14 protein-coding genes and 1 pseudogene are annotated in these 14,641 nt (G+C 70.2%); 7 read left to right on the top strand and 8 right to left on the bottom strand.

All coding sequences use genetic code 11. The features are described 5' to 3' along the window. The first annotated feature begins 229 nt into the window (after positions 1-229). The 4 genes from ACWDAK_RS27940 to ACWDAK_RS27925 all read left to right on the top strand — a co-directional run bounded on the left by ACWDAK_RS27940 (position 230) and on the right by ACWDAK_RS27925 (position 1,890). Positions 230-469, top strand: a complete 240-nt coding sequence (locus ACWDAK_RS27940; RefSeq protein ID WP_344638768.1) for a hypothetical protein — start codon at positions 230-232, stop codon at positions 467-469. Continuing rightward, a complete protein-coding gene (locus ACWDAK_RS27935) occupies positions 466-711 on the top strand; it encodes a hypothetical protein (protein WP_344638767.1) in 246 nt (81 codons plus the stop codon). The genes ACWDAK_RS27940 and ACWDAK_RS27935 overlap by 4 nt, the downstream gene beginning before the upstream one ends. 69 nt (positions 712-780) lie before the next feature. Beyond that, on the top strand, positions 781-1,041 hold the full coding sequence (locus ACWDAK_RS27930) for a hypothetical protein (protein ID WP_427395130.1): 261 nt from the start codon (positions 781-783) through the stop codon (positions 1,039-1,041). A gap of 84 nt (positions 1,042-1,125) precedes the next feature. Beyond that, positions 1,126-1,890, top strand: coding sequence for a YqjF family protein (locus tag ACWDAK_RS27925; RefSeq protein ID WP_427395131.1), 765 nt, complete (start codon positions 1,126-1,128; stop codon positions 1,888-1,890). A gap of 286 nt (positions 1,891-2,176) precedes the next feature. On the opposite strand, the gene ACWDAK_RS27920 is transcribed toward ACWDAK_RS27925, so the two are convergent. Further along, positions 2,177-3,445 (bottom strand): MFS transporter, encoded by a 1,269-nt coding sequence (locus tag ACWDAK_RS27920; RefSeq protein ID WP_427395132.1) that lies wholly within the window; start codon positions 3,443-3,445, stop codon positions 2,177-2,179. 133 nt (positions 3,446-3,578) lie between these two features. Here ACWDAK_RS27920 and ACWDAK_RS27915 point away from each other — a divergent pair, with 133 nt between their 5' ends. Beyond that, positions 3,579-4,514, top strand: coding sequence for a LysR family transcriptional regulator (locus ACWDAK_RS27915; RefSeq protein WP_427395133.1), 936 nt, complete (start codon positions 3,579-3,581; stop codon positions 4,512-4,514). Between the two features lie 653 nt (positions 4,515-5,167). Here the strand turns inward: ACWDAK_RS27915 and ACWDAK_RS27910 are convergent. The 4 genes from ACWDAK_RS27910 to ACWDAK_RS27895 form a co-directional block, all read right to left on the bottom strand. After that, positions 5,168-5,557 carry a VOC family protein gene (locus tag ACWDAK_RS27910; RefSeq protein WP_344638763.1) on the bottom strand — a complete coding sequence of 130 codons (390 nt, stop codon included), beginning with the start codon at positions 5,555-5,557 and terminating at the stop codon, positions 5,168-5,170. A 552-nt stretch (positions 5,558-6,109) separates the two neighbouring features. Continuing rightward, positions 6,110-6,883: a pirin family protein gene (locus ACWDAK_RS27905; RefSeq protein ID WP_344638762.1), complete on the bottom strand. Its 774-nt coding sequence runs from the start codon at positions 6,881-6,883 to the stop codon at positions 6,110-6,112. Between the two features lie 793 nt (positions 6,884-7,676). After that, the gene (locus ACWDAK_RS27900; protein WP_427395134.1) at positions 7,677-8,444 is read right to left on the bottom strand and encodes an alpha/beta fold hydrolase; all 768 of its coding nucleotides are present in this window, start codon (positions 8,442-8,444) and stop codon (positions 7,677-7,679) included. Between the two features lie 79 nt (positions 8,445-8,523). Next, complete coding sequence (locus ACWDAK_RS27895) at positions 8,524-8,904, bottom strand: SDR family NAD(P)-dependent oxidoreductase (protein WP_344638760.1); 381 nt, start codon at positions 8,902-8,904, stop codon at positions 8,524-8,526. A gap of 229 nt (positions 8,905-9,133) precedes the next feature. Here ACWDAK_RS27895 and ACWDAK_RS27890 point away from each other — a divergent pair, with 229 nt between their 5' ends. Next, positions 9,134-10,996, top strand: a complete 1,863-nt coding sequence (locus ACWDAK_RS27890; RefSeq protein ID WP_427395135.1) for a peroxidase family protein — start codon at positions 9,134-9,136, stop codon at positions 10,994-10,996. Between the two features lie 103 nt (positions 10,997-11,099). Here the strand turns inward: ACWDAK_RS27890 and ACWDAK_RS27885 are convergent, their stop codons facing one another. Then, the gene (locus tag ACWDAK_RS27885) at positions 11,100-11,834 is read right to left on the bottom strand and encodes an SDR family oxidoreductase (protein ID WP_344638758.1); all 735 of its coding nucleotides are present in this window, start codon (positions 11,832-11,834) and stop codon (positions 11,100-11,102) included. A 136-nt stretch (positions 11,835-11,970) separates the two neighbouring features. Here ACWDAK_RS27885 and ACWDAK_RS27880 point away from each other — a divergent pair, with 136 nt between their 5' ends. Beyond that, positions 11,971-12,561 (top strand): TetR/AcrR family transcriptional regulator, encoded by a 591-nt coding sequence (locus tag ACWDAK_RS27880; protein WP_427395136.1) that lies wholly within the window; start codon positions 11,971-11,973, stop codon positions 12,559-12,561. A gap of 289 nt (positions 12,562-12,850) precedes the next feature. Here ACWDAK_RS27880 and ACWDAK_RS27875 read toward each other — a convergent pair. Together ACWDAK_RS27875 and ACWDAK_RS27870 are read right to left on the bottom strand one after the other, a co-directional pair. Further along, positions 12,851-13,198 (bottom strand): annotated as a pseudogene (locus ACWDAK_RS27875) (GNAT family N-acetyltransferase); the annotation flags it as partial. A gap of 297 nt (positions 13,199-13,495) precedes the next feature. Next, the gene (locus tag ACWDAK_RS27870; RefSeq protein ID WP_344638756.1) at positions 13,496-14,488 is read right to left on the bottom strand and encodes a sigma-70 family RNA polymerase sigma factor; all 993 of its coding nucleotides are present in this window, start codon (positions 14,486-14,488) and stop codon (positions 13,496-13,498) included. Positions 14,489-14,641: the final 153 nt, after the last annotated feature.

The raw sequence follows: 14,641 nt of genomic DNA, 5'->3' as shown, positions 1-14,641 counted from the left end.
GTCCACAGTGGCGCAGCAGGTCGTGCGTCGGTGCTGCGCTGGGGCTGGCCAGCCGATCAGCGGCCGCTGATGACCCGAACCCGCCCCCAGGAGCAAGGAGTTGTGCGCTAATCTCGGTGCTCGAACAACCCCGGCCCGAGGGAGCGTAGCGGTGAGTAGCAGGTGGACGATCGATGCTCTGCGTGGTGCGCTGCCGCATCCAGAGGCGCAGCGAAGTTTCATTCGGGACGTGAACCGGGCGCCGGTCGACGAACTCCCGGCGGTTCTCGGCCGTTGGGTCGCGGTGGTCGAGCAGCAGGAGGCCGACCGGGTCCGTCTCGAGGGCCTGCGTACTCACTACCTTGCGCACGGCGAGCTCCCTTCCGAGGTTGAGGCTGGCAGCGTGGACATCACCGGCGAGCTGCTGCGCTGGCTGGACCAGGCACCGCTGGGTACCCAGCCCGCCCCCCGCGCGCGGGGCGCGGCATGACCTGGCACCTTCGGCTCGGCCCTGATCAGCTCGCCATCTACCAGGCTCTCCCGGACCACGGCCGGGCCGACCTGGCCGTGTGTCTCCTCGACTGCCTCGCCGACCCGCTGCGTGCCTCCATGCCGTACGGGGCGGACGACGGGGTGATGCGCACGATCGCCCGGGGGCACATCCAAGCCGTGGTTCTGGTCGGGGAGAAGACCGGCACGGTCACGGTCGTGCAGGTCACCTACGCGGGCTGAGCGAGCGGTCGGCGGTCGGCCGGCGTAGATTGCTCCCTCGCGGCATCCGGCAGCCGCACGATGAGCGGCATGAAGTCGAATCGCACTCCCGTCGAGGTCGCCTGTGCTGCTGCGGAGAAGATCCGCGCGCTCAACCACCGCGCCCAGCGGGGCAATGACCCCGGGCCCAGGGAGCCGTTCCCGTCCCCGAGGACGGTCTACGACACTGTCACGGTGTTGCACACCCTGCTGGAACGCCTCCCGCAGCCCTTCGACCAGAAGAAATCCGGTAAGAACCGCGGGCTTTCCTACGGTGCCCGCCGCCACCGGGGCGGCGGGCACCGATCGTGAGGAGTCCCGTGATGGCTATGCTGTCCGAAGTCGACCACGGGGGTTACTGGTTCGACGACCGTAAGGGCGTGCGACGCTGATGCGATGCCGCTCACACCTGCCCCCGTGGAGCCGATAACGCCCGATCCGGTGCGCCAAGTACCGCACACGCTGCTCACCCAGTCCTGGCTCGACCTGACGTTCCTGCACTGGGCCGCCGACCCCGTCGACGTGGCGCCGCTACTGCCGGCCGGAACCGCGCCGGACACGCACGACGGGCTCACCTACATCGGCCTGGTGGCGTTCCGGATGTACCGGGTGGGCTGGTTCAGGATGCCGGGTATCCCGTACCTCGGCACCTTTCCGGAGACCAACGTGCGGCTCTACTCGGTGGACCGGCACGGCCGTCGGGGCGTGGTGTTCCGCTCGCTGGAGGCCTCGCGGCTGCTGCCGGTGGCCATCGCACGCAGCGCCTTCCGGCTGCCCTACGCGTGGGCCCGGATGGCGATCCACCGCGACGTGGACACCGTCAGCTACACCAGCAGCCGGCGCTGGCCGGGGCCGCGCGGGGCGCGCTGCCGGATCGCGGTGCACATCGGCGAGCGGATCGAGGAGCCGACCGCCCTCGAGCACTTCCTGACCGCCCGCTGGGGCATGCACAACGCCTTCTTCGGCCAGCCGGTGTACCTGCCCAACACCCACCCGCGCTGGCCGCTGCACCGGGCCGAACTCCTGCATTTCGAGGATGAGTTGGTGACCGCCGCCGGGCTGCCGTCGCCGGCCGGTCCGCCGGTGAGCGTGCTGTACTCCCCCGGTGTGCCGGTCCGCTTCGGCCGCCCCGCCCGCCCGGGCGGCCTGCCCACCCCCTGAGACCGAAATCCGCGGCCGGGCAGGAGCCAGCGGCTGGGCGCGGAGGGCGGTGAGCAGTACTCGATGAGGCCGCCGGTGTAGCCGACATCGGCCCAGAACTGCGCTTGTTCATGCCCTGCCCAGCGAGCCGAACCCCCAGGGGGAACGGCTCGTCGCTCACCAGGAATGCAACCCCCACCGGCCACGGCGGAGGCCGCCGCGCTCACCTCCGAGCTCCACGCAGAGGGGTGAACCGCTCCGAACAAGGGCTGCGCAGCCCGATCGCGGTGACGGCCGTGGCGGCCCGTCAGGCGCGGCTCGGTGCCGGTTCCGGCTCGGCCAGGGGCGCTGCCGCGCGACGGGGGAGCAGTAGCGGGGTCGCCAGCAGGAGCACGCCGGCCAGGCCGATGGCCGTACGCGGGCCGAGCAGGCCGCCCAGCACGCCCCAGACGGCAGTCAGGATCGCGGTCGACGCCTTTGTCGTCACCGCCCAGGCGGACAGCGTGCGGGTGACCCGGTCGGTCGCGGTGCGCTCGAGGCGGTAGGTGGCGTAGACGGGGTTGAAGACCCCGCAGCAGAAGATGAGCCCGAGCTCGACGCCCATAACCAGCAGCAGCCCTCCGGTGCCCGGCCCCAGGAAGGCCAGGCCCACGGGCCAGATCGCGCGCAGTGCGCCGGTCACGACCAGGACCTGGTGCTGCCCGAACCGGGTGACGAGCGGTCGGGCCAGCCGCGAACCGAGCAGGCCGCCGATCGAGGGCGCGGCAAAGGCGAGGCCGTACTGCCACGGTGCGAACCCGAATCGGCCGAGCATCAGTACGGCCAGCAGCGGCTCGGCGGCCATCACCAGGCCGTTGAACAGGGCGGTGTTGAAGAACAGCGGGCGCAGCGTCGCGTCGGTGAGGATGTACCGCCAGCCGTCGAGCAGGTCCCCGGCCCGCATGCGCGCGGCCTCCCGCCGCTCGCGCCGCGGCTCGTGCCCGCCCGTCGCGCGGATGCCCAGGGCCGATAGCAGGTAGCTGACCGCGTCGGCCACCACCGTCGCCACCGGACCGAGGAGCCCGATCGCCGCGCCGCCCAGCGGCGGTCCGATGATCGTGGTCGTCCAGGCCGTGGACTCGAACCGGGCGTTGGCGACGAGCAGGTCCTCGGCCGGCAGCAGTGTCTTCAGGTACGCGCCGGAGGCGGCACGGAAGGTGATGTCGGCCGCCGCGACGACGACCGAGACCAGCAGGAGCTGAAGGAAGGTGAGCACGCCGAACGCGAACGCGGTGGGGATCGTCAGCAGCGCCGCGAACCGCACCAGGTCCATCGCGATCAGCACCGGCCGCTTGCGGCGGATCTCCACCCAAGGGCCGAGCGGCACCGCCACGGCCGCGCCCACCGCAGCCCCCACGGAGGAGAGCGCGGCGACCTCGGCCGGTCCGGCGTGCAGCACCCGGATGGCGATCAGCGGGAACGCGCCGAAGGCGAGCCACGTGCCGAGCGCGCTGGTCCCGTACGCTCCCCAGAGCCACCCGAACCGCCGCCCCAGCCGATGTCCGAGCAGATGTCCCAGCCGGTGCCCGTTCCTCATACCCGACGCCCCTCGCCACTCACCCGCACAACCGATCCGCGATCGGAAGCATCAAAGCGAGGACCGTACCCGGGGATCAAACAACCGAAGGGCCACCGGCCACAACCAACGGTTGTGGCCATAGGGTATCGGCATGGACCTCGACACTGTCCGGACCTTCATCGCCGCCGCCGACGCGGGGCAGTTCCAGGAGGCCGCCGCCGAGCTGGAGGTAACCCAGCAGGCCGTCTCCAAGCGCATCGCCGCGCTGGAGCGCAACCTCGGCGTCCGGCTGCTCACCCGCACCCCGCGCGGCGCCGAGCTCACCATCGACGGGCAGGCGTTCCTACCCCACGCCCGCGAACTGCTGCGCGTCGCCGAGCGCGCGGCCGCGTCCGTGCGCACCGGCCGCCGTCCGCTGCGCGTCGACGTGATCGCCTCGCGCGTCGCGGCGTCGGGCCTGATGCGCGGCTTCCACCGCGCGCACCCCGACATCGACCTCGACGTGGTGATGCTGTTCGACGTCAAGACGGCCGTCGCCGCCATCCGGTCCGGCGCGATCGACGCGTCCTTCCGCGCCGTCGCCGTGCCCGGCCAACCCCTCCCCGAGGACATCGAGTCCGTCCGGGTGCTCGACGAGCCGCTCCAGCTCCTCACCGGCCCCGCCCACGCGCTGGCGGACGCCCGGTCGGTGACCGTCGCCCAGCTCGCCGGGCACCGGATCTGGATGCCGGGCATCGTCCCCGGTACCGAGTGGGCCGCCTACTACGACGACCTCACCGCCGAGTTCGGCCTCACCATCGAGGCGACCGGCCCCAACTTCGGCTCCGACGCGCTCCTCGACACCATCGCCGACACCCCGGCCCTGGCCACCTTCATGGGCGAGCAGACCCGCCTCGTCTGGCCCGCCGACCACGGCCTGCGCCGCATCCCGGTGACCGAACCAACGCCCGTCTACCCGCACTCGCTCCTCTGGCACCGCGACAACCCACGCCCAGCGCTGGCCACTCTCCGCGCCCACCTCGCCGCCACATCGCCCGGCCACGACGCCGCCGGGACCTGGGCGCCGGGCTGGGTGATTCCGCGCTGAACGCCGCCGTCTGCGATCGACGAGGTCCATCCGGCCCCGAGGAAGGAAGGGCGCGATGAGCTCGGCGGCGTCGGCGCGGATGGCGCGTATCTGGTCCTGCAGGGCCGGTCCCGTGAAGCCACGGACGACGATCTTTCGCTTGGCGGTGTGCTCGGCCCCGGTCATCTGGGCGAGGACCGGCCCGCGCATCACCGGTTCGGCGCGCACCTGCAGCGTCTCGGTGGTGAACGCCTCGTGGTCGGTCAGCGCCCGCTTCACGTCCTGGTAACGGGAGAGGAAGTAGCTGCCGATCGCCGGCTCGTAGTGCACCGGTGCCTGCTCCCTCAGCCATGCGAAGTAGGGGTGGGGGCGCTGGCGAAGTCCTCGGACAGCATGCCGAAGCCAGAATTGATCACGGGCATGGCTGAGGATCTCTCAAAGTGCGCGGGAACAGCAACAGACAGGGGCCGAAGGCGGACGCCAGCCGCCTCGACGAGCGGGGGCGCACCCGGTGCGCAGCACGGCATCGACGTCATCCGGCTGAAGCGGCCGCTCGTGCACCTCGTCCTCGCTGCCGGCCGAGGCCTCACAGGCGTGGATCGACAGACGGACAGAAATTCCTTCCACTCAGGCCGGGGACACCGTCGTTCTCGACGACTCGGCTCTCGATCAGGTCACTTCGCGGCCGGGACGGCCCACTCGACCAGCTCGATCACCACCCCGTTGGGATCGGTCACCTGGAACAGCCGCTCACCCCAGGGCTCCTCACGCAGTGGCATGGTGATCTCCACGCCCTCCGCCTGCAGTCGGGCCTCCTCACCGGCCAGGTCGTCGACGGTGAAGACCAGGATCAGGCCTGCGGCGTGCTGGTCACGGAAGCCTTCCGGCAGTACCTCGAGGCCTCGGCGCAGGTATATGACGTTCAGTCCGGCATCCTCGCGGCCGAGCGAGACGAAGCCGTCGGCCGCCATCTGCTCCTGGAAGCCGAAGTGCTCGGTGAGGAACGCGGCAGAGGCCGGGACGTCCTCGACGGTCAGCGAGACGGCAGAGCTGTTGATCTTCAAGAGTGGGTCCTCTCCGATCGGGATCCGGTTCGCGATTCTCCGTACAATGTACACTATACATAGTACGGAGAATCGCCGTGGCGGGATTTCCGCATGACCACGAACCGGAGCCGAACGGGAGACCCTGCACGCGCGCTCGCCCTCCCGTGGGGCCGCGCCAGGCACACTCGACAGCGGAGACCGCCACGGTGGCCATCGAGCCCGCGGACACCGAGGGCGTCGAAGTCGTCACCAGGCGGCGAGTCGCCAGGGTGCTCGACCTCTCACCACTGGCGCTCTCCACCTAGGCCCCCGACAAGGCCGAACTGCTCGATCTCATGCCCGACTCCCGCTACACCCGGATGCCGCGCAACACGCCGGCCGACGACGACCGGCGCACCCGGGCCACCGCCCAGGCCCCTCCGGGGAAGGAGCGTCCGATGTCGCATGCAGCCCGTTACGCCAGGCGGGTCTCGCCGAACCCGCCAGCGCCGGTCATCGTCGGCAGCCTGGTGACACCGATCAGTCGGCGAGCCTGGGACAGCTCGGCCCGATAGGGCATGGGTGGCAGGTTCAGCGGGCGATGGCGGCGCGCATCTCCCAGACGAGGATCTCGGCGGGCTCGACGGCGGTGACCTTCTGGCCGCCGGCGCCGGTGAAGCGGACGGCGTCACCGGGGCCGAGTGGTCCGACGCCCTCCAGGGCCACGTCACCGCGAGGCACGAACAGGTGCAGGTACGGCGCATCCGGGAGTTCCACGCTCTGGCCGGGGCGCAACCGGGCGGCGTGCAGGGCCGCGTAGCGGTTCTTGATGCGGATGGCGCTGGCGCCGTCGTGTTTGGCCATCCCGGAGGCGACCGGGACCAGGCCCCCGGCCAGCAACTCGTTCTCGATCTCCAACTGCTCGTAGCCGGGGGTGATGTCACTCTCGTCGGGGACGACCCACATCTGGACGAAGTGGACCGGTTCGGTGTGGGCCTCGCCGCCGTCCAACCGCCAGGAGTCGTTCTTCTCGGAGTGCAGGATGCCCCTTCCGGCGCTCATCCGCTGGGCGAGCCCGGGGTAGATGACGCCGGAGTGGCCGGTGGAGTCCTGGTGGACCAACGAGCCCTGCAGCACCCAGGTGACGATCTCCATGTCCCGGTGGGGGTGGGTTTCGAAGCCGCTGCCGGGCCGCACGATGTCGTCGTTGTTGACCAGCAGCAGTCCGTGGTGGGTGTTGGCGGGGTCGCGGTGGCGACCGAAGGAGAACGAGTGCTTGGAGTCGAGCCAGTCGATCCTGGTGGCGAAGCGTTCTCCGGCGCGCCGCACGTCGATCCTGGGCGCCAGTCCGGTCTGGTAGGCCATGTCCGCTCCTTCGAAAGGTCGCTGCGCGCGACGGGTACTGTCGCGCGGGTGCCGGTCGGACGCACGGCGTGAATGCGCGGCGAGCCGTTGGGTCAGACCCCGCCGGGAGACGCTCATGAACGTCCTCGCTGTCAGCCGTCGTCGGTCACAACAAGCAAATTTAACCTTCAACTATTCCCGAGAGCGAGAAGCACCGTCGAGGCAGCCGGGGAACTGGCCGGGTTCCACATCACGAGCCAAGCCGCACCCGGGGCCACCCGACACGGCCGGCGGCCGTTCGGTTCGACCGATGCCAACCGCCTGCCGCTACAGGCCGGCGTGAGCGGCGGCCTGCCGGAACCAGGTCGATGCGCCTGGGCGACCGAAGTAAGTGAGCCGGGGAGGCGGGAGGACTACGGCGACCTGGCCGCCGACCACGTATCCTGTTCCCGCCCTGGCGACCCCGCCGACACGACCGTCGACAACCCGTACTGGTCACACTGAGCCCCCTGCCCCGGCCGGGCCAACTCCCGCAGCAACTGCGGGGCGAGCGCGGTGCACCGCTCGGTGCCGGCGCAGGCAGCCCGGGCCGAAGCCATCCTCCTCAGGGACAGTGGCGCAACCCGGCGCTCCACCACCTCCCACGGGAATCACCCGCTGCTCGACCTTGGTTCCTCGCGCGTCGAATTCCTGTTCCAGGATCGGGGATGGTAACCAGCCGCCCAGACAGCCAGCGCCGGACGAGCCGGAAGCTGACCGACCGGACCGGGGCCCGCCACCCGTGGAGCAGGCCGGTCATGACACCGACGGGCGCTTAAACCTCTGTTGTGCCCCCAACAGTCTCCCGCAGGAAGCCCACCAGCAACCCCGCCACCTCCTGCGGCCGTTCCAGGCTCGGTAGGTGGCCGGCCCAGGGCAGTTCGACGTGGCGGGCGTTCGGGATGAGGGCGGGCAGGACGGCCGCGATCTCGCGGAAGTCCGGCTGGTCGTGCGCACCGGCGATGGCCAGGGTGGGGGCGGTGATCCGGGCGAGGTCGACCTCCTCCCGGTCCGGCCCGAACGTCGCCTCCGCCTGCACCTCGAAGGCGTGTCGCTGCATCCGCCGGACGCTCTCGCGGGCCTCCTCGCCCGCCTCCGGCCCCAGCCAGGTCTCGACGTTCAGCCCGACGGCCCCGGCCACGTCCCCGGCCTCGAGCAGTTCGTCCTCGCGCGCGCCGAAGGCGCGCATCGTCTCGCTGGGCTCGTGTCCGGGCATGCCCGCCCCCAGCAGGGCCAGCGCAGTGACCGCGTCCGGTCGCAGCGCGGCCACCGTCAGGGCGATCCGCCCGCCGTGCGAGGCGCCGATCAGCGCGGCGGAGGCGATGCCCAGGTGGTCGAGCAGGGCCAGGACGTCTCCGGCGTCGCTGTACGGGCCGTCCGCCAGCGGCGAGTCACCGAAGCCCCGGAAGTCGCACCGCACCACCCGGTACCCCGCGTCGACCAGCCACTGCCATTGCGGGTCCCACATCCGCCGGTCGCACACCGCGGAGTGCAGCAGGACCACGGCGGGCCCACTGCCGGATACGTCATGAGAGATGATCATCTGCTGGATGCTAGCGACACCCCCGGCGATCCCCAACGGCTTTACAGACAGCCGGAGGAGCAGCACCCCGGCCCCGGTACTACACCATCCCCCCGGCCCGGATGTCTGATCCGAGGTTGGAAGCGATGTTGACGATGGCACCGCCGCCATGGGTGCGCATGTGGCCGATCTGGTACTTCATGGCGAGCCAGGTGCCCGTCAGGTCGACCTCGATGACGCGGCGCCACTCGTCCTCGTCCACGTCGGCGGCCGGGCCGAATGCCCCGAGGACGCCGGCGTTGTTGACTGCGACGTCCAGGGTGCCGAAGCGCTCGACGGTCTCGCGGACCAGGCGGGCGGCGTCCCGTCCGTTCGTCACGTCGCCGACGAGCACGACGGCGAGGCGGATCTCCTGACTGTCGAAGTCGGTGTCACCCTCCTGGCCGTCCGCCGGGTTCGGGGAATCGTCCGCCGTGTCCACCACAGTGCCTCCAACGCTCGCGCTCCTCGGTCGCCGCCAGGCGCTCCGAAGCGGCGCCGGCACTCACCACTCCCCCGCACCCTTCGGCTCACACCGCGCCTTGCGCATCTGACGCACCGCAAACAGTGTTGTCCACGAAGGACCTGGCCGGCGCGCGGGCGACCCGCACCCGGCGCAGCCACGCATCCGCGCACCTGTGCACCTGTGCGCCCGAGACGAGGAGGCCGGTATGGTCGAACAGCGCAGTCCCCGGAGCGGCCGCCGGCTGGCCGCGTCCGCCTCCCGCCCCGAGGCCGCCTTCCTGCGAGCGTACCGACAGGCGTACCAACGGCTGGCGGTGACCGTGGACCACCGGATCGGCTGGGACCGGCTGCCCACCCCGCTCGGTCTGGCGGTGCTGAAGGGCCTGCGGGATCTGCTGCGCCGCGAGAACCTCTTCGACACCACCGACTATCCGGCGGTCGATCTGCCGCCGATCGAGCCGCGCCGGGCCCGCGACACCATCGAGCGCTCGGCCGACGGCACTCACAACGACCTGGGCAGCCCGCGGATGGGCATGGCCGACTCGCGCTTCGGCCGCAACGTCCCGCCCGAGCGGACCTTCCCCGAGCCCGAGCCGCAGCTGCTGGCGCCGAGCCCCCGCGAGGTGAGTCGCGCGCTGCTCACCCGGCGCGAGTTCGTGCCTGCGGAGTCGGTCAACTCACTGGTCGCGGCCTGGCTGCAGTTCATGATCCGGGACTGGTTCACCCACGGGCCGGGCACCATGGCGGATCCATGGCGGATCGAGCTGGTCGACGACGATCCCTGGCCCACCCGCCCGATGCTGGTGCCGAGGACCATCCCCGACCCGACCAGGCAGCCGGGTGACGGTCTTCCGCCCAGCTACCTCAACCAGAGCACCCACTGGTGGGACGCCTCCCAGCTCTACGGCGACAGCCTGGAGGCGCAGCGGCGCCTGCGCACCGGTGACGGCGGCAGGCTGCGGGAGCCCGAGAACGGCGCGATGTTCTTCGACGACCCCGAGCAGGATCCGGCGAACACCGCGGGGTTCTGGCTGGGCCTGGCGATGATGCACCGGCTGTTCGTCCTGGAGCACAACGCCGTCTGCGGCCGACTGCAGGACGAGTTCCCGAAGTGGACGGACGAACAGCTCTTCCAGCGGGCCCGGTTGGTCATCGCCGCCCTGCTCGCGAAGATCCACACGGTCGAGTGGACCCCGGCGGTGGTCAGCCATCCGACGACGGTCGCCGCACTGCGGGCCAACTGGTACGGAGTCCTCGGTGAGCGCGTGCACCGGCTCTTCGGCCGGATCAGCGGCAGCGAGGTGCTCAGCGGCATCGTCGGAGGGCGGACCGACCACTTCGGTGTCCCGTACGCGCTCACCGAGGAGTTCACCGCGGTCTACCGGATGCATCCGCTGATCCGCGACGACTGGTCCTTCCGCTCCGCCGGCGACGACACCGTGCTGCAGGAGGCGACGTTCCGGGAGCTGGCCGGGCCGCGCGCCTACGAGTTGCTGGCGAAGCACTCGCTGACCGATCTCTTCTACTCGTTCGGCACGGCCCATCCCGGGCTGGTGACGCTGCACAACTACCCAAGGTTCATGCAGGAGTTCGAGCGGCCCGACGGGAAGCTGGTCGACCTGGGCGCCGTCGACATCCTGCGGATCCGTGAACTGGGCGTGCCCAGGTACAACGAGTTCCGACGCCTGCTCCACCTCAGCCCCGCGAAGGACTTCGAGTCGCTGGCCCAGGATCCCGACCTGGCAAGGGAGTTGAGCCTCGTCTACCAGGGCGACATCGAGCGGGTGGACCTGATGGTCGGAATGTTCGCCGAGCGCCGCCCCGAGGGTTTCGCCTTCAGCGACACCGCCTTCCGCATCTTCATCCTGATGGCCTCGCGCCGGCTGAACAGCGACCGGTTCCTCACCAGGGACTTCACCCCCCAGGTTTACACGCAGGCCGGACTCGACTGGATCGAGGACAACACCATGAGCTCGGTACTGCTGCGTCACTTCCCGGACCTGCGCCCGGCGATGGCCTCGGTGGCCAACGCCTTCGCCCCCTGGCAGACCACCGGGCCGGGAGCTTGAACCATCACTCCGGCTCCATCGACCGGAAGTCTGGCCCACCGGGGAAACGCCAGGTCGTCAGCACCGAGACCGCCACCCCCAGGGGGTGGCGGCGCGCGCGACTCTAGCCTTGCGCGGTAGGACGGACGACGATGTCGCCCACGTCTACGCTGTCCGGCTGTTCGATGGCGAAGGCGATGGCACGTGCGATGGCGTCCGGAGAGATCGCGATCTTGCCCATGGAGTCGTTGATCCGGGCTTTCATCTCGGGTGCCATCGAATCCGTGAACTCCGTGCGCGTGACGCCGGGTGAGACGACGGTCACTCGCAGGCTGTCACCGGCTTCCTGGCGCAGCCCCTCCGAGAGGGTTCGCACGGCGTTCTTGGTTGCGGCGTACACCGACTGGAGCGGGACGATGCGCAGTCCGGCCGTGGAGACGGTGTTGATGAAGTGTCCGAAGCCCTGCTCCCTGAAGACCGGCAGTGCGGCTGCGATCCCGTACAGGACGCCTTTGAAGTTGACGTCGATCATCTTCTCCCAGTCCTCGACCCGGAGGTCGTCCAGCGGAGAGATCAGGCCGATCCCGGCGTTGCTGACCAGGACGTCGATCTTGCCGAACCGGTCACGCGCCAGTTCGACGAGTCCGGACAGGTCCTCGCGCAGCGTGACGTCGGTGCGAGCCCACGCGGCTTCGCCGCCGGCTTCGGCGATCCGGGCGCCCAGGGCTTCGAGCCGCTCCGGTCGGCGTGCTCCGAGGACGACCTTGGCGCCTCGCTCGGCAAGCAGCAGAGCGGTCGCCTCGCCGATGCCGCTGCTGGCACCCGTGATTGCCACGACCTTGCCCTCGATTCCCGACATGATCGTCAGTCCTTCCAAGTGGAGGAATTCGGGCAGGCCAGGCCATGCCCTACAGTGAAAGTGGAGGCGCCGCCACTTGTTGCAGATTAAGTGGGCGCCCCTCCACTTAGCAAACGGAAGAGGAAGGGACGCACCGATGGCTCGAGACGCCGGACGCCCGTTGAGAGCCGACGCACAACGCAATAGGGACAAGATCCTCACCGCCGCGGTACGCGTGTTCACGGAGGAAGGACTGGATGCGCACCTCGAGCGCATCGCGAGGGAAGCCGGCGTGGGTACGGCCACCCTGTACCGCAACTTCCCCACCCGGGAGGCTCTGGTTGAGGCGGCCTACCGCAACGAAGTAGCCCAGCTGTGCAATGTCGTCCCGGACCTCCTGGCGACGAAACCGCCCCTCGAAGCCCTGCGCGCATGGACCCGCCTCTTCATGGACTACGCCACTGCCAAACTCGGCATGGCCGACGCCCTGCGAGCCGCGGCCGCCTCGGGGAGCAACCCCCACGCCCACAGCCACAACATGATCCAAACCGCCATCACCTCTCTGATGGACGCCTGCACCGCTGCTGAAACGATCCGGACGGACATCAGCCCGACCGACATGTTTGCCGCCCTCGCCGGCATCGCCCTCACCTCGGCGAAGCCCGAACAGCGAGAGCAGGCCGAACGCCTCCTCGACCTCACCCTGGACGGACTGAAACCCGTCCCTGCGCAACTTTCCGACAATTGACGGCAGGGCACGCACGGCCGTGTCCCGACTCAGCGCCGCCTGTCGCCGGGGGCGAGCAGGCTGGTGAGCTCGGCAATCGCCTCCGGGGAGGACTGAAGTAGCGGCGGACGTTCTCCGGCTTCTCGTGCCGGGGCCTGGCCATCGGCATCGACAGACAGCTGTCGCGTCGGTGACGACGTCGTGCGCCGACTACGGACCGGGGGGGTGGATCATCGACCCGCTCGGCATCGCACCCGACGACCACGACGCCCGCCCCGACATCGACTTCAGAGCTCTCGCGCTACCTGTCCCGGACGGCGATCAGCCCGATCCGCGGCTGCCGGGCGAGCGATGCCACCCGGACCAGTCCCACGTACTGGCCCAACTGCCGCGCCACCGCGTACTTCGACGGGTCGAGCAGGGTGGTCCCCACCGGGCGGGGCAGCACCTCGGCCGGCATCATCTGCCATCCGGCGGCGGCCTCGACCTCGTCGCGGATGATGCGGTCCAGGGCGCGCAGCGGGCCCTCCTCCGCCTCACCGGCGGGCACGATCGTCACACCCGACGGGGGCCGCACCGAACCGAGCCCGGTGACCTGCGGATCGGTGGGCACGACATAGCCCCACTCGCGGCGTGCAGCGGTGAAGCCGACCCGTTCCGGCGGTCTGAGCTGATACGGAGCCCGTGGAGTTCACCCCCAGCCCGCCCCCTCCCCGCACTGGGCCGTTCCTGTGCGATCAGCCGGCCGTGCTGCTGATACACCGTCCGGACGTGGCAGTCGTAGCCTGCGACGTGTCCGACGTCGAGTGGCCCATGCCGGCCTCATCCACCTGGTCCGGCTGCGGCTTACCGCGCAGAGTCCCGCACGGTACCTGGTGCTGCGCGGTGTCGGACCGCGGACGAGAGTGCTGGCGCTGACCGGCCAGGTGAGGTGTTCGAGCCCGAGGCCGGTGAGTCACGTTCCCGTGCCGTCGGCGGTCAGCCGCATGGGAAGTCCCCACAACGGGAACAACCGCTCGGTGTCCATGTGATTGGTCATGGTGCTGATCCGCCCGTCGGTGATCTCCAACAGTGTGATGCCCCACGGAGTCCACCCATTGCCGTCCTCGGCCGGCCGGTACTGTGCGAACGCGGGCGTGCCGTTCGCCTCCACGGGAATCATCCGCGATCCCCGGCATCCGCAGCCGGCGCCGAGCCACCACTCGCCCAGCTCCACCACTCCCCGCACCCACATCTGGTACGGCGGCATGTTGAGAACTGCATCCTCGTGCAGCAGCCTCTGCAGCCCCTCGATGTCGAACGCCTCGAACGCCCGGACGTACCTCGCCAGCAGAGCCTGCTGCGTCTCATCCAGCGGCTTGAAGGTGTCGCTCTCCGGCACGCCGCCGTTGTCGGCGAGCGTGGCCCGCGCTCGCTGCAGGGCACTGTTCACCGAGGCGACGGAGGTCTCCAGCAGTTCGGCGGTCTCGGCCGCCGACCAGGCCAGCACCTCACGCAGGATCAGCACCGCGCGTTGGCGGGCCGGGAGCCTCTGCAGCGCCGTGACAAAGGCCAGCCGGATCGTCTCCCGGCCCACCGCGGCCTCGGCGGGGTCGCCGGAGAGCACCCGCTCGTCCGGGATCGGCCCCACCCAGATCCGCTCCTCCAACTGCGCGAGGTTCGGCGCGGTGGCCGAGCCCGGCGGGGACAGGTCCATCGGCCGGGCACGACGCTGAGCGGCCGGGGCCATGTCCAGGCAGACGTTGGTCGCGATCCGGTACAGCCAGGTACGCAGCCCCGAACGGCCCTCGAAACCGTCGAACTTCGACCAGGCCCGGACCATCGTCTCCTGCACGGCGTCCTCAGCCTCGAACGCCGAACCAAGCATCCGGTAGCAGTAGGCCGTCAGTTCCCGGCGGAAGGGTTCGAGCTGCTCGACGACATCGTCACGATCTTGGGTCACAGACACGCCATCACCCTAGCCGCCGAAGCCGACCAAGATCAGCACTTCAACGTCTTGGAGAACGAGCACGAGCTGGTCATCGGGCCGCGCCCTCACCACGGTGCGGGTGGACGTCGGGCAAGGGACAAAGGGGCAGGGTTGGCATCTTGGTACGCCTTC

This window comes from Kitasatospora sp. NPDC001175 (assembly GCF_053598215.1).
The sequence above is the reverse complement of the archived record's forward strand: the minus strand, read 5'-3'. Positions and strand labels throughout refer to the sequence as shown.

Bases quoted from the DNA above. Each gene is read 5' to 3' on its own strand.
- ACWDAK_RS27915 (WP_427395133.1), top strand. From the start codon at position 3,579: ATGGACCTCGACACTGTCCGGACCTTCATCGCCGCCGCCGACGCGGGG.
- ACWDAK_RS27885 (WP_344638758.1), bottom strand. From the start codon at position 11,834: ATGTCGGGAATCGAGGGCAAGGTCGTGGCAATCACGGGTGCCAGCAGC.
- ACWDAK_RS27930 (WP_427395130.1), top strand. From the start codon at position 781: ATGAAGTCGAATCGCACTCCCGTCGAGGTCGCCTGTGCTGCTGCGGAG.
- ACWDAK_RS27880 (WP_427395136.1), top strand. From the start codon at position 11,971: ATGGCTCGAGACGCCGGACGCCCGTTGAGAGCCGACGCACAACGCAAT.
- ACWDAK_RS27890 (WP_427395135.1), top strand. From the start codon at position 9,134: ATGGTCGAACAGCGCAGTCCCCGGAGCGGCCGCCGGCTGGCCGCGTCC.
- ACWDAK_RS27900 (WP_427395134.1), bottom strand. From the start codon at position 8,444: ATGATCATCTCTCATGACGTATCCGGCAGTGGGCCCGCCGTGGTCCTG.
- ACWDAK_RS27905 (WP_344638762.1), bottom strand. From the start codon at position 6,883: ATGGCCTACCAGACCGGACTGGCGCCCAGGATCGACGTGCGGCGCGCC.
- ACWDAK_RS27920 (WP_427395132.1), bottom strand. From the start codon at position 3,445: ATGAGGAACGGGCACCGGCTGGGACATCTGCTCGGACATCGGCTGGGG.
- ACWDAK_RS27935 (WP_344638767.1), top strand. From the start codon at position 466: ATGACCTGGCACCTTCGGCTCGGCCCTGATCAGCTCGCCATCTACCAG.
- ACWDAK_RS27925 (WP_427395131.1), top strand. From the start codon at position 1,126: ATGCCGCTCACACCTGCCCCCGTGGAGCCGATAACGCCCGATCCGGTG.